General features: G+C 69.5%; 13 protein-coding genes. 7 read left to right on the top strand and 6 right to left on the bottom strand.

Annotated elements, in window-relative coordinates; translation table 11 throughout:
- Positions 1 to 2 precede the first annotated feature (2 nt).
- Complete coding sequence (locus tag AB0J69_RS15740; protein ID WP_364117349.1) at positions 3 to 1,403, top strand: glycoside hydrolase family 28 protein; 1,401 nt, start codon at positions 3 to 5, stop codon at positions 1,401 to 1,403.
- Positions 1,400 to 3,148, top strand: coding sequence for a hypothetical protein (locus tag AB0J69_RS15735; protein ID WP_364117347.1), 1,749 nt, complete (start codon positions 1,400 to 1,402; stop codon positions 3,146 to 3,148). The genes AB0J69_RS15740 and AB0J69_RS15735 overlap by 4 nt, the downstream gene beginning before the upstream one ends.
- A gap of 309 nt (positions 3,149 to 3,457) precedes the next feature.
- On the opposite strand, the gene AB0J69_RS15730 is transcribed toward AB0J69_RS15735, so the two are convergent.
- Both AB0J69_RS15730 and AB0J69_RS15725 read right to left on the bottom strand, forming a co-directional pair.
- Entirely contained in the window at positions 3,458 to 4,129 is a 672-nt protein-coding gene (locus AB0J69_RS15730) for an alpha/beta hydrolase (RefSeq protein WP_364117346.1), read from the bottom strand.
- A 356-nt stretch (positions 4,130 to 4,485) separates the two neighbouring features.
- Positions 4,486 to 4,788 (bottom strand): hypothetical protein, encoded by a 303-nt coding sequence (locus AB0J69_RS15725; RefSeq protein WP_364117344.1) that lies wholly within the window; start codon positions 4,786 to 4,788, stop codon positions 4,486 to 4,488.
- Positions 4,789 to 4,889: 101 nt separating this feature from the next.
- Here AB0J69_RS15725 and AB0J69_RS15720 point away from each other — a divergent pair, with 101 nt between their 5' ends.
- Positions 4,890 to 5,138, top strand: a complete 249-nt coding sequence (locus AB0J69_RS15720; RefSeq protein WP_364117342.1) for a hypothetical protein — start codon at positions 4,890 to 4,892, stop codon at positions 5,136 to 5,138.
- Between the two features lie 209 nt (positions 5,139 to 5,347).
- On the opposite strand, the gene AB0J69_RS15715 is transcribed toward AB0J69_RS15720, so the two are convergent.
- Together AB0J69_RS15715 and AB0J69_RS15710 are read right to left on the bottom strand one after the other, a co-directional pair.
- Positions 5,348 to 6,166 carry an ABC transporter permease gene (locus AB0J69_RS15715; protein WP_364117340.1) on the bottom strand — a complete coding sequence of 273 codons (819 nt, stop codon included), beginning with the start codon at positions 6,164 to 6,166 and terminating at the stop codon, positions 5,348 to 5,350.
- Positions 6,163 to 7,107: an ATP-binding cassette domain-containing protein gene (locus AB0J69_RS15710; protein ID WP_364117338.1), complete on the bottom strand. Its 945-nt coding sequence runs from the start codon at positions 7,105 to 7,107 to the stop codon at positions 6,163 to 6,165. The genes AB0J69_RS15715 and AB0J69_RS15710 overlap by 4 nt, the downstream gene beginning before the upstream one ends.
- 85 nt (positions 7,108 to 7,192) lie before the next feature.
- On the opposite strand from AB0J69_RS15710, the gene AB0J69_RS15705 reads away from it, so the two are divergent.
- The 3 genes from AB0J69_RS15705 (at position 7,193) to AB0J69_RS15695 (ending at position 9,203) form a co-directional block, all read left to right on the top strand.
- Positions 7,193 to 7,966, top strand: coding sequence for a TetR/AcrR family transcriptional regulator (locus AB0J69_RS15705; protein ID WP_364117336.1), 774 nt, complete (start codon positions 7,193 to 7,195; stop codon positions 7,964 to 7,966).
- 164 nt (positions 7,967 to 8,130) lie between these two features.
- Positions 8,131 to 8,259, top strand: a complete 129-nt coding sequence (locus tag AB0J69_RS15700) for a hypothetical protein (RefSeq protein ID WP_364117334.1) — start codon at positions 8,131 to 8,133, stop codon at positions 8,257 to 8,259.
- A 398-nt stretch (positions 8,260 to 8,657) separates the two neighbouring features.
- A complete protein-coding gene (locus AB0J69_RS15695; RefSeq protein ID WP_364117332.1) occupies positions 8,658 to 9,203 on the top strand; it encodes a pyridoxamine 5'-phosphate oxidase family protein in 546 nt (181 codons plus the stop codon).
- 156 nt (positions 9,204 to 9,359) lie between these two features.
- Here the strand turns inward: AB0J69_RS15695 and AB0J69_RS15690 are convergent, their stop codons facing one another.
- Positions 9,360 to 9,830 carry a hypothetical protein gene (locus AB0J69_RS15690; protein WP_364117330.1) on the bottom strand — a complete coding sequence of 157 codons (471 nt, stop codon included), beginning with the start codon at positions 9,828 to 9,830 and terminating at the stop codon, positions 9,360 to 9,362.
- 449 nt (positions 9,831 to 10,279) lie between these two features.
- Positions 10,280 to 11,758, bottom strand: coding sequence for an MFS transporter (locus tag AB0J69_RS15685; protein ID WP_364117328.1), 1,479 nt, complete (start codon positions 11,756 to 11,758; stop codon positions 10,280 to 10,282).
- A gap of 621 nt (positions 11,759 to 12,379) precedes the next feature.
- On the opposite strand from AB0J69_RS15685, the gene AB0J69_RS15680 reads away from it, so the two are divergent.
- Positions 12,380 to 13,363, top strand: a complete 984-nt coding sequence (locus AB0J69_RS15680; protein WP_364117326.1) for a hypothetical protein — start codon at positions 12,380 to 12,382, stop codon at positions 13,361 to 13,363.
- Positions 13,364 to 13,539 lie beyond the last annotated feature (176 nt).

The following is a 13,539-nucleotide window of genomic DNA, read 5'->3' as shown; positions in this document are numbered from 1 at the left end:
CCATGCCTTCTCGACGCTCTCTGCTCAAGGCCGGAGGATCCCTCGCCGCGGCCACACTCCTGACCGGGACCGGCCCGGCGGCGGCCGAGTCCCGGCCCCCCGATCCGTGGCGCAAGGTGCCGGACATTCTGCGTAAGATCCGGCCTCCCCGGTTCCCGAGCCGGAAGTGGGACATCACCGCGTTCGGCGCCGTGGGCGACGGCACGACCGACTGCACGGCGGCCTTCCGGGCGGCCATCGACGCCTGCCATCGCCGGGGCGGCGGCCGGGTCGTGGTGCCGCCGGGACGTTTCCTCACCGGTGCCGTCCACCTGCTGAGCAACGTCGAGCTGCACGTGTCGGAGGGCGCGGTGATCGCCTTCAGCACCGATCCGAACGCCTATCTACCGGTCGTCCTCACCCGCTGGGAAGGCACCGAGTGCTACAACTACAGCCCCTTCATCTACGCCCACGGCCAGCGGAACATCGCGGTCACGGGCAGGGGCACGCTCGACGGCCAGGCGCGGCAGGGCCCCTGGGAGAGCTGGTACGCCAACGGCGGGCCGCAGGGCGGTGACCAGCGGGCGCTGCGGAAGATGGGCGACGACGGCGTGCCGGTGGAGGAGCGCGTGTTCGGGGCCGGCCACTACCTGCGTCCCGCCATGGTGCAGTTCGTGAAATGTCAGAACATCCTGGTCGGCGACGTCACGATCCTCGAGCCGCCCATGTGGACCGTGAACCCGGTCCTGTCCACGAACGTGACCGTGCGCGGCATCACCGTCGTCAGCACGCTGTACAACACCGACGGCTGCGACCCTGAGGCGTCGTCGTACGTGCACATCCAGCACTGCCGGTTCAACACCAACGACGACTGCGTGGCGGTCAAGTCCGGGCGTGACGCCGACGGCCGCAGGGTGGGCGTGCCCAGCGAGAACATCGTGGTCCAGGACTGCTTGTTCTCCGGCCGCTGGGGCGGCATCACGGTGGGCAGCGAGATGTCGGGCGGGGTGCGCAACGTCTTCGCCGAGCGGTGTGTGATCAACTCCCCGGACTTCCCCGGCAACTACCCGGTGAAGTACCCCGTCTACATCAAGGCCAGCAAGAAGCGCGGCGCCTTCATCGAGGGCGTCTACGTACGCGACTTCACCGGCGGGAACGTGGACCGCGAGGTGATGTTCGTCAACATGGCCTACAACAGCAACGAGGGAGGCACCGAGCCGGTGTCGGTGCGCGACATCCGGATGGAGCGGACCCGGCTCGACGGCGCCGACGCCGTGCTCAACCTCGTCGGCCTGGAGACCGACCACCTGACCGGGGTCCGCCTGGAGAAGTGCGTGTTCACGAACGTCACCGGCCCGGACAAGATCGCGTACACGGACGGGCTGAGCCTGCGCAAGGTGTTCGTCAACGGGGTGGAGCAATGAGACACCTCCTCGCCGTCCTGATCCTGCTGGCGACGGCCGGGGTGGCGCTGCCCGCGCGGGCCGAGGCCGGACAGCCGGTGCGCGGGTGGACGATCCTGTCCGACAGCGATGCCGGGGCCGACGCCGTGATCGCCGCCGCGAAGCCGTACAAGATCAATCACCTGCAGCTGAGTCACGAGATCGTGCACGACCTGCGGGAGGTGCGCGACCCGGCCAAGCGGGCGCAGGCCAACCGGCTCACCAACGCCGCGCACGACGCCGGGATCGCCGAGGTGGCGATCTGGGACCACTCGCTCTACGACCTGAGCTACTACCCGGCCGAGTTCCGCACCGGGCCGGGCGGCACCATCGACCTGGACGACCCGGCGTTCTGGGAGTGGTTCAAGCAGGACTACCGGGAGATGCTCGATCTGGTGCCGGACATCGACTCGGTGGTGCTGACCTTCATCGAGACCGGCGCACGGGTGGAGCGGCAGCACTCGGCGAGGCTCGCCACGGCCGAGCAGAAGCTGGCCTACCTGGTCGACCAGGTCGCCGACGTCATCGTCGGCGAGCGGCAGCTGGGGCTCTACCTGCGCACCTTCGGCTACTTCCCGGAGGAGATGGAGCGCACGATCGGCGCCATCGCGTTGGTGCGCAACCCGGACGTCAAGGTGATGGCCAAGGCGACGCCGCACGACTTCTTCCTCACCCACCCGAACGACGCCACGATCTCGCGGATCGGCAGGCCGGTGCTCGTCGAGTACGACGCGGCGGGCGAGTACAACGGCCAGGGGAAGATCGCCAACGCGTGGCCCGAGGAGCACGTCAAGCGGCTGCGCCACTATCAGCGGCTCCCGAACGTGATCGGCTACGTGGCCAGGACCGACCGCTACGACGACTCCAGCGTCATCGGCACGCCCACCGAGATCAACCTGTACGCGCTGGCCCGGGCCGCCGAGGATCGCCACATGAGCGTGGAGACGATCTATCAGGAGTTCGCGGCCAGGACCTACGGGCGGGCGGCCGCGCGTGACGTCGCCTCGGCGCTGTCGAAGTCGTACGAGATCATCACCTCGGTGCTCTACAGCCTCGGGACGAACACCGCCAACCACTCCCGGCTCGACTACGAGCCGTACTGCTCCAGCTATCACCGCAGCGTGTCCGGCAAATGGATCGAGCCGCCCGTCACCTATGTGCGTCACGGCGTGAACAAGCGGCTCCACTTCTGGATCGACGTGGTCGAGCACCTGTCGCCGGCCGCCTGCAAGGCCGATCCCACACTGGCGCGGGAGGCGCAGTACGTGCTGGACCGGGGCTGGGTGACGCCGGGCGACCACATGACGCCCACGTACCTGCGCTATGTGCTCACGGAGAAGGAGCACGGGGTGCGGGTGGCCGAAAGCGCGCTGCGCGACATCGCCAAGGCCGGGAAGCACCTGTCACCCGAGCACTTCCAGCAGCTCCACGCGTACTTCGAGCGGACCCTGCTGACCGCCAGGCTGCACCGGGCGATCGCGGCGGCGTACTTCGGGTACCGGATCTACGTCCGGGACGAGCGGCAGCGGACCCGGGCGATGCGGCGCCTCATCTGGGACGGGCTCGACCAGGCTCAGCACATCGCCGAACGGATCCGCACGTACCCGGTGCCAGCGGCCGATGGGGAGTGGAACTGGATACAGGACGCGGCCGAGGCCGCCAAGTACCACGACCGCATTTCCATGGGCTGGGACCGATATGGGGGGATAGCGGTCCCTCGCCCTTGACGGTCAGGTGCGGATCGCCACGGCCTCGAACCGGATCCTCGAACGGGAGCGGAAGCGTCGGGGAGCAGCGCCATCACGCGGTGATCGAGGTGTTGTCGGGGACGAGCATCTGTCGGGCGCCGTGTCAGGGGTCACCCGCCGCCACCGCAAGTCGATCGGAGCCAGAATGGCGGGCGCTGAACCCCGGGCAGCAGGCCCCGCTGATGCCCGTGCACCTGACGGGCGGCGAGACGCTCGCGCGGGTCGCGGCGAAGTGGGACTTCACCTGGGAGAGTGCGGTCACCGCACCGGCCGCTCACCGCGTCGTGGTCATTCGCCCTGTAGCAGGATCTCCAGGAACTCCTGTGGCGCGTCCCTCCAGACGTCGTGGCCACTGTCCAGGGTGTGGACCCGCCAGGCCACGTCGTCGGCCAGCCGGTCGCGGACGGCGGTGAACGGCGTGCCGTCCCACCCGGACAGGTACACGTAGTCCCGGGTCTTGACGTCGCGCAGGCCGGCCGCGTCCAGCCGAATCCGCTGGAGGAAGGAGGCCAGCGGATGCGCGGTCACGCGCGGGTCGCGGCCGGGGGGCGGCTGGACCGCGTACCCGTCCGCCGCCGCGCCGTCCAGGAACAGGCTGCGGTAGACGTCTGTGGTCAGGTCCCAGCAGGACTGGCCGTCCTCGGGTACGTAGGCGTCGCAGTAGACCAGGCGGCGCACCACGCCGGAGGTGGCGCGGTCGGCGGCACCGGTGATGACCATGCCGCCGTAGCTGTGCCCGACGAGCACGGCGTCGCTGACCTCCTCAGCAGCGAGCACGGCGAGCACGTCGTCAACGTGGGTATCCAGGTTGACGGTCGCAGAGTTCAGGTGGGCGCGGTCGCCGAGGCCGGTGAGCGTCACGGTCAGCGCCCGGTGTCCGGCGGCGCGGAGCCGGTCGGCCAGGTCGGAGAAGTACCAGCCGCCGCGCCAGCCGCCGGGAACGAGAACGAAGGTTGCCATTTGGGCGTCAACGATGCCTTGATCGCGCTGATTCCTGCCCACGTCATGGGTGCTTCGCGCGGGCCCTGGCGGTGAACGGCCAGGCGCAGGTCGGTGGCGGACGCTGTTCGCCGGGCCAGGCCGCCCCGGTGCTCGGCTGGGTCGCCGCCTCGGCCGTCTCGGCACGCAGTTGCCACGCGGGCGTGCTCGATCAGTTCGAGCGCGCGGCGTCGGCCTGTCGCTGCTGCTGGAGGCGCGCGTTGATCCAGCGACCATCGAGGCGATCGTAAAGAGCGAATCCCCCGAATGGCGAAGTAACGGGAATCGGCCGGAGCGCGTCGTGTACGTGGTCGGCTTCGGCTGTACCCGTTGGCGGGTCAGTGCGCGAACACGTCCGGGAAGCCGAACGTCGCGACCAGCGCGGGATCGTGGAACTTGATCACGCGGGAGACGCCGGTGGCGGTGGCGGCCAGCACCACGGCGCCGTCGGCCCGGAGCCCTCCGTCCGCGTCCCGGTGGTACACGACGGCGGCGGGTTGGCCGTTGGCGGTGGTCGCGATCATCCGCCAGTCGCCCGGTGTGCCCAGCACGTACGCGTCGAGCGTGTGGATGCACATCGCCCGGCCCGGCTGCCAGTCGCGGAATGGCGTCGCCTCCAGCGTGGCGTCCGTGCGCAGCACCTGTTCCAGCAGGCCGGCGTCGGAGCGCTCGAAGGCCGCGAGGTAGCCGTCGAGCAGCGCGCGTGCCCGTTGGTCGGTCGGTTCGAGCAGTTGGCCTGTTCATGGACTGGGTCTTCGGGGCGGCCGGGAAGAACTGGCCTCTCAAGGAGGTCGCGGCCAACGGCGGCCAGCCCGGATTCGCCGCCTATCGACGCGTCGGCGACGGGTACGACCTGCACACACTCCAGATCTTCACCGTCACCGACGAGGGCATCAGCCGGAACTCGGTCTTCCAGGATTCCAACGTCTACGCGACTTTCGGCCTGGCGGTCAGGCTCGACGACCAGGGACTTGCCATCGCCGAAGCCTAGTGCGGTGACCGTTCGCTTTCGAGCGTCATGCCGCAGGGCTGGTCGGCCCCAGCGGTGTCCGCAGGCCGGGGTTTCCCCGCGGCTGCTGTTGAGCGCGTTCGCCCGGCACGCGCCCTGACCGCCCACGACCAGGTCCGAGCCAGAGGATGAGAGAACGTTTGGTACGGCGGACGGGGCCCCCAACTCGGGTCTGCAGATGCCTGGAGCGTTCAGCGTCCCCTGCGTATGTAGGCGCGGAGCGACAGCGGGACGAAGATCGCCAGCAGCGCGGCCGACCAGAGCAGGACGGCGGTCACCGGATGCGCGAGTGGCCAGGCCACGTTTCCGGACGGGGCGCCCGGGTTGCCGAACAGCTCCCGTGCGGCGGCGGTGAGCGCGCTCACCGGGTTCCAGTCGGCCAGGAAGCGCAGCCAGCCCGGCATGCCGTCGGTCGGGACGAACGCGTTCGACAGCATCGTGAACGGCAGGCCCAGCGGCACCATCGCGTCGGCGACCTGGTCGTTCTTCACCGCCAGGCCCACATAGACGCCCACCCAGCTCAGCGCGTACCGCAGCACGATCATCAGCAGGAACGCCTGGGCCGTGGGGATCAGGCCGCGGTGCGGCTGCCAGCCCACCAGCAGGCCCGTACCCACCATGATGGCCAGCATCAGCAGGCCGGTCAGCAGGTCTGCGCCGGTCTGCCCGAACGGCACCGCCGAGCGCGCCATCGGCATGGAGCGGAACCGGTCCATCACGCCGCGGGAGGCGTCGGTGGCCACCCGCGTCATGACCCCCAACCACGCGGAGAAGGTCACCATCGCGAACAGGCCGGGCATGAGGTACTCGCGGTAGTCGCCGCCGTCCGGCACCTGGATCGCGCTGCCGAAGACGTACCCGAACAGCACGACCATGATGACCGGGAAGATCAGCGCGGCGATGATCTGCCCGGGCTCCTGCCGCAGCCGGCCCAGCTCGCGGCCGACCAGGGTGAGTCCGTCGGTGAATGTCCAGCGCAGGCGGCCGAGGGGCGGGGTGAGGGCGGTCATCGGACGGGCTCCTTGTGGTCGGTGAGGCGCAGGAACACCTCGTCGAGGGTGGGGCGGCGCAGGCTCACGTCGGCGGCGGCGACTCCGGCGTGGTCGAGCTCGCGCACGATGTCGGCGAGGCGGAGGCCGGTGGCGGGCAGGGCGACGCTGAGCCGGTCGGTGTCGGTCGTGGTGGGTTCGGTGCCGGTCAGGGTCTTCAGGACGGTGGCCGCCTCGGGCATCGCGGCGGGGTCTTCCAGGGTGACGTCGAGGCGGTCGCCGATCGTGGCCTTCAGCTCGTCGGGCGTGCCCGTGGCGATCACCTGCCCGTGGTCGACGACGGCGATGTCGTCGGCCAGCTGGTCGGCCTCGTCCAGGTACTGCGTGGTGAGCAGCACCGTGGTGCCGTCGGCCACCAGCTCGCGGATGCTGTCCCAGATCTCGCCGCGGCTGCGCGGGTCCAGGCCGGTGGTCGGCTCGTCCAGGAAGAGCACCTCGGGGCGCAGGATGAGGCAGGTGATCAGGTCGAGCCGGCGCCGCATGCCGCCGGAGTAGCCGGCGACCTGCCGATCGGCGGCGTCCGTCAGGCCGAAGCGCTCCAGCAGCTCGTCGGCCCGCCGGTGCGCCTCGCGGCGGGGCAGGTGGGAGAGGCGCCCGAACATGCGCAGGTTGCCACGGCCGGTGAGCTTCTCGTCCACGGCGGCGTACTGACCCGCGAGCCCGATCCTGGCGCGCACCTTGCCGGCCTCGCGGACGACGTCGTATCCGGCGATGCGGGCGTGCCCGGCATCGGGATCGGACAGGGTCGCCAGGATGCGCACCGCGGTGGTCTTGCCCGCGCCGTTGGGTCCCAGCACGCCGCAGACCGTTCCTCTCGGAACGCTCAGGTCCAGCCCCCGCAGCGCATGGGTGCCGCCGAAGGACTTGTGCAGCCCCTCGGCGACCACGATCGGATCCGTCACGATCCCTCCACTGGGTACTTTGTACGCGGTCATGGCGGCCAGGCTAAGGGACCGGGTACTATGTACGCAACCAGGAGGGGGGACGATGACCGACGCCGAGTACGTGAACATCTGGATGCGCCCCGAGCGCCCGGCCTACGGGCCGAAACCCACCTACAGCCGCGCCCAGATCACCGAGGCCGCCATCCGGATCGCCGACGCCGAGGGCCTGGAGGCCGCCACCATGCGGCGGATCGCCGCCGAGATCGGCGCCGGCGCGATGTCCCTCTACCGGTACGTCCCGAGCCGCGACAACCTCGTCGAGCTCATGGCCGACCGGCTCCAGGGCGAGATCGACGTCGAGGGCATGCCCTCCGGCGACTGGCGCGCGGATCTGACGCGCTACGCCGACGGGCTGCGGGCCATGTGGCTGCGGCACCCGTGGATCGCCACCGTGCAGCGCTCACTCCCCAGCTTCGGCCCCAACCAGCTACGCCTGATCGAACGGCTGATGGGAGTGCTCGACCCCTTCGTCTCCATCGACGAGAACCTCGGCCTCATCGCCATGCTGAACGGCTACATCGAGGGCACCGTCCGCGAGGAGAACAGCTCGGCCATGGAATTCCGCCGCAGCGGGCTCAGCGAGTCGGAGTGGATGGCGCGCAGCTACCCGTACATCGACCGGCTGGTGAAGAGCGGGGAGTACCCGATCTTCACCAAGATCGTGATGGAGGCGCGCCAGCCGCACCTGAGCCGCGACGAGCAGTTCCGGTACGGGCTCCAGCGCGTCCTCGACTGCATCGCCGCGGCCCTCCCGTCAGCGGCCGAGTCTCACCGAGAGGGGCGGGAAGAACAGGACGGGCCTGGGCAGGACTCGTAGTCGACCATCACAGAGGGCATCAAGAACGACATAGACGCACAAGCCATTCCTAAACGCCCACCGAAAGGCGCAGCGGCGGCCCGAACCTGGTCACGCGTGGAGTTGCACGGTGGTAGGCGGCGCTGAGGCGGAGGGAGGAGGCCGAGAGCACCCACCGGGAACGGGTGTTCGCCGAGCTGGACGCCGAAGAGTTCCCCCAGCTGAGCAAGGTGGCCGGGCGATGGGAGGAGCTGACCGCCCGCGACACCTACGCCAAGGGCGTGCGCGCCCTCGTGAACGGGCTTCTCCCGTAGAAGCGGCGTCCGCCAGGGGGACCGCGTTCACGAGCGCCGGACGAACAGCTCATCCGCGATCCCGTGTCTAGCTGGTCGGTGAGTCCCGGCTCTCACAAATGACCGTTTCCAAGAGAAGATCACCGACACGCCTCACGGGACGACCGACAGCCTCGGATCCTTGTGCTGGCCTTGAAGGGCTCGGGCTCGTCGTACGCGTCGCCGACCCCGAGGATCGGCGCATGGGAAGCCCCAGCGGGGGGACGTGACGCTGAGGCGGCGCGCCGCGGGCCCGGTACGAAGCCCGTGGACGTCGTCTCCCGCCGGGGATCGAGAACCCGACGAGATCGCGGGCGCCCGGACCGGACCTGAGCGCCGGGACGCGTGCCTTCGTGGTTATAAGGGGAAGGGAGTTCCGCATGACGCCGAAGCAGCCCAAGACCGAGCTCGACGCCCGCTACAGCTCCGCGCTGAACCCGCGCCCGGGCGCGGAGAACGTCACCGCCACCGACTGGGCCGAGGCCGAACGCCGGCTACGGGCCGCCGAGGTCTTCTGGATCACCACGGTCCGGCCGGACGGCCGGCTGCACGTCACGCCACTGATCGCCGCCTGGCACGACGGGGCGCTGCACTTCAGCACCGGGCCGGGCGAGCAGAAGGCGAAGAACCTGGCCGGTAATGCCCACTGCGCACTCACCACAGGGCACAACTCGCTCTCCCAAGGCCTCGACATCGTGATCGAGGGCACGGCGGAGCGGGTGACGGATCCGGCGCGGCAGGACGAGGTCATCGCCGCGTTCGAGGCGCAGTACGGAGACCACATCACCTCGCCGGAGGGGACCTTCTACGGCTTCGGCGACAGCATCCGCAAGGGCAACGACCTGCTGTTTGCGGTGGCACCCGGCACGGCGTACGGCTTCGGGCACGACAGCCAGGTGTTCAGCCACACCCGCTACACCTTCTAGCGGGCGGAGTTCCAGGACCAGGGCAACTCGATCGCGGCTCTCGCACGCACCGACGGGGTAGGCCGGGCCGGCATCCGGCCTGACGTGCCTCGACGCACTTCATGCGACTGACCGTCACACGATTTCCGGTCTGCCAGGCCGGGCGCCGAACCCGGCTCAGCCGCAGTTGCCCCAGGACTTCCAGCGCGATTTGCCGACGGCGGCATCGCGTCCGTCATCCCGAATCGTCCCCATGTAGCTGACGCACCGGCCCTTGCCGTAGGTCTTCACTGGTCCCAGGTAGTGCTTGACGCTCCGACCCTCATTCTCGCCGCTCGCGCGTGAGTTGGCCCCCTGCGTCTGCGTCGTGATCGTGGCCATGGTGAAGGTGGGGATGCCGACATTCGAGGTCTTGATCGTGGTGACGCAGTTGTAGCCGGTCCTGCGGTTGTACAGCAGATAGACGTAACCGAGGACACGTTTGGAGGGCGTCTTCACGGCCTGCTTGCTGTGGGCGACCCGAGCGAAGCCGGAACCGCACACCCGCTCCGGGGTGACGGCGGAGGCGGCCGCGTACGCAGGATTGACCATGACCCCTCCGATCGACAGTGCCGCGGCAAGGAGCATCGTCGTCGTTGACTTGCGCATTCAGCCAGCCCTTCTCAACCGTCTCCCGCCATCCGGGACCAACAGTTGATCATCTTGCCGGATGATTCCACACCGAATGACCGAATGGTCGAATTAGTGCGTGCTTGTTGCCGCGGAGACCGACGCGTTCGTCTCGGTGGACGAACAGTCGCCCACCTGGGTGTCGGTAAGAACCCCCGCCGCAGGCCCAACCGGTTGATCTTGCTCGCGGCCGGCCCACCCGCGACTTGCCCCGACCCCGGCTCTTCGACGTCCGGCCGTCGGTCGAGGCCCTTTCGTCGAGGACGCCGTCCGTCGCCTCAGGCCTCGAACGCCCTCGCCGAGACTCCCTGCTCGCGCGAGCCTCCCCGGCCTGAACCCTGGTCTCTCTCCTGATCCTGCCCGCCGGCCACGCCCTCCAGCATGGCCAACCGCGTCACAAGCCACCGCTGTGCGGCTCGTCGATGGGGTCAGCGCCTTCTGAGCAGGGTCACAACCAGCAGCGCGATCACGGCCATGAGCACAGCGCTGACGCACGCCGCCACGTGGAACCCGTCGACGAACGCGGCGCGGGCGGTGCCGAGCAGCTCCACCGCGGGTTCCGTGGGCAGGCGCTGCGCCAGCGCCACCGCAGCGCTGAGGCTGTCGCGGGCGCCGTCGTCGGGAACGACTGCGGTGGACAGTTCTGCCCGGTAGGTCGCGGTGATCACACTGCCGAGCAGCGCGATGCCGAGTGCGCCGCCGAGCTGGGGCGCGGCCGAGGAGATGGCCGCAGCCGCTCCGGCTCGCTCTGCGGGCGCGGAGCCCACGACCATGTCCGTGGCCAGCGCCATCATCGGCCCCAGCCCGGCCGAGACCACGACGGCTCCCGTGATCAGTACGGACAGCCCGCCGGTCTGCGTGAGCACCACGTACCCCACGGCGGACACGCCCAGGCCGACCCCGATCACCAGCGGCGGGCGCACCAGGCGGGCCACCCGGGGAGCCAGCGTCGAGCCGACGATGACGCCCACCGCGGGCGGAGCCGTCCACAGGCCGGCCTCCAGCGGCGACATGCCGTGCACGAGCTGGAGGTATTGAGCGATCGCGTAGTTCGAGCCCCACAACACGAAGATGCCGAGCGCCAGGGTGGCCGCCGCGACGCTGAACGTCCGGTCGCCGAACAGCCTCAGGTCGACGAAGGGATCGGCCAGTCCGCGCTGCCTGCGTACGAACACCCAGGCCAACGCCGACCCCACCACGATCGCCGCGACGGACTGTGCAGTCAGGCCGTCGGCCGCGATCTGCTTGAGCCCGTAGACGACCGGCAGCACCGCCACCAACGACAGCAACGCACTGACCAGGTCGAGCCGCCCCGCGCCCACGTCGCGGTGCTCGGGCAGCAGCCACGGCCCCAGCGCCAGCAGCACGACCATCACCGGTACGGCCAGCAGGAACGCCGAGCCCCACCAGAAGCGGTCCAGCAGCCAGCCGCCCACCAGCGGCCCGATCGCCGTGCCGCCCGAGACGCTGGCGACGATAACCCCGATGGCCACCGTCCGCTGCCTGGCGTCGGTGAACATGGACGTGGCCAGCGAGAGCGTGGACGGCATCAGCGTCGCCCCCGCCATCCCCATCAACGCCCTGGCCACGATCAGGCTCCCCGCGTCGGGCGCGTATGCGGCCAGCACCGAGACCAGACCGTACGCCGCCGCTCCGATCAGCAGCAGCCGGCGGCGGCCGATCCGATCGCCCCAGGCCCCCATGGTGATGAGCGAACCGGACAGCAGGAAGGCGTAAATGTCGACGATCCACAGCAACTGGGTGCTGCTCGCCCCAAGATCCTTCCCGATGGCGGGGACCGCCAGGTTGGTGACCGTGAGTTCCAAGGACGCGAGCAGCGCGGGCAGCGCCAATACGGCCAAGCCGGTCCATTCACGTCTTCCGGCCTTGATCGTTGAAGTCGTCATGGATCAAAGATCCGACCTCAAGCAAACTTGAGGTCAAGCCCTTCTGCCGGACCACGTATTCCATCGCCCTAAGAGAACGGAGTCACCTTCGCACCGGGGTTCGGTGAACGGCGGGCCGTTCTCGCCGGGAGTGCGGCTCCGCGGCACAGAGGGAAGGGGAGAGCCGGGCAGAACTTTCCGATCACCCCTGGCGACCTCGATCGCGGCGAGCGGTTCAGTGGTCGTGCTGCTGCGCGGCGCAAGGGCGCGGCGTCCGGGCCCGGCCGGTAGGCGGCATGGAAGCGGGACGACGAGGCCCACCTCCGACGGCTCACCCCGCCTTGCCCGGAGCGCCATCGGTCCTACCGGGTGCCGGAAGCCGCCGCCTGAACCGTCGCCCTGGCCCAAGCCGTGGTTCCCGGCCGTGGTGCTTGCCCCAGAAGGCCGACCGTCTCGCCGAGCCGGCCGACGCCCCCCGGCGAGACGAGGGCCTCCTGGGCGGTCCGGAGGCTCCCGCCAGGGCGCAACAATGATCCACCGACTTTCGAGTGCGTGTTCAAAGTGAGCTGTATCAGGGGCGGCGAAGGCTCTCTCTGCACGCCCGGACAACCGCGTAGGCGGTTGCGGCGGCAGGGGGAGACGATGTTTTCAGCGGTCGAGTACGTCAAGCGTTACGAGGCGGCACCCGATAAGCAGACGGTCGAGCAGTTGCAGAAGCTCGTGGACGTTTCGGGGCTGGGGGCGGACGAGCAGTTCGTGGTGGCGCTGCTGAACGCCGTCTCGGCGTCCGACTTTCCGCTCGCGGCCGCGATGCGGGAGATCCGCAAGGCGCTGGCGGAGGCCGCGGAGATCCGGGAACTGGGAGACTGGTGGAAGGAGAAGCTCGACGCCTATGTCGCGAACATCGGCGAGGAGTCGTTCGAGATCGCGGCGTTCCTGCAGGGGTGCATGAGCGGCGGGCTCTCGCTCGATCACAAGGACGCGGTGGCGGGGCAGGCGCTGGTCCTGGCCACGCCGCTCGTCCTCGTCCGGCAGCCGGTCTTCGAGGAGCGGGCGAACGTGGCCGGCTTACTGGGCGACTACCGGTATCAGACGGACGTGATCGAGGTTGGTATGGGGCTGTTCGAGGTGGCCGCCGGACTGCGGACGGAGGCGGACTTCAAGGGCGCGTCCAAGCTGGGCATCCTGCAGTTCGCCTCGAGCGACCGGGTCGCCACGTACGACGGCGTGACGGTCGGCAACAGGTTCACCAACGCCTTGGACACCAGCAAGCGGCCCTGGTACAAGGGCGTGTGCGCGCCGATCGTCCCAGGCGCCCCGACGGCCGTGGCGCCCAACGACGCACCGCGATGGGGTCTTCCGAAGGTTTGGGCCAAGGGGCCGAAGCTGCGCGGCATCACCATCAGGGACACCTTCGTCACCCACGTCGTCGTGGAGGTCGCGCCGACCAAGTTCCACAAGTTCTTCACCTGCGAATGGGCCTTCACGGTCGACTACGACGCCGCGGACCCCGGCGCGGCCAGGGCGGGCTACCAGGTGACGGGTCAGCGGTTCGAGAGCGGTGAGATCGCGCTGACCGGCCAGGAGCCGCTGACGGGCGACTATCGGGATCAGGTCACCAAGTAGGGGACCGCGCAGGTCGCTCGTCCCTCGAATGCCATGGATTCGGCCCCGAACGATCAACGGCCATTCGGGGCCGAATCGGTTGGGCCGCTCAGCCGGTTACCACATCGCGCAGAAGCGCGAATCGCTCCCTGGCAGGTGGGACAGACCAGGGACTCTGCCCCCTGGGGAGTGCTCTT

The organism is Nonomuraea sp. NPDC049709 (assembly GCF_040674815.1).
In the GTDB taxonomy this organism is placed as follows: Bacteria; Actinomycetota; Actinomycetes; order Streptosporangiales; family Streptosporangiaceae; genus Nonomuraea.
Note: the sequence above shows the minus strand (reverse complement) of the source record. Positions and strands in the feature narration are given on the sequence as shown.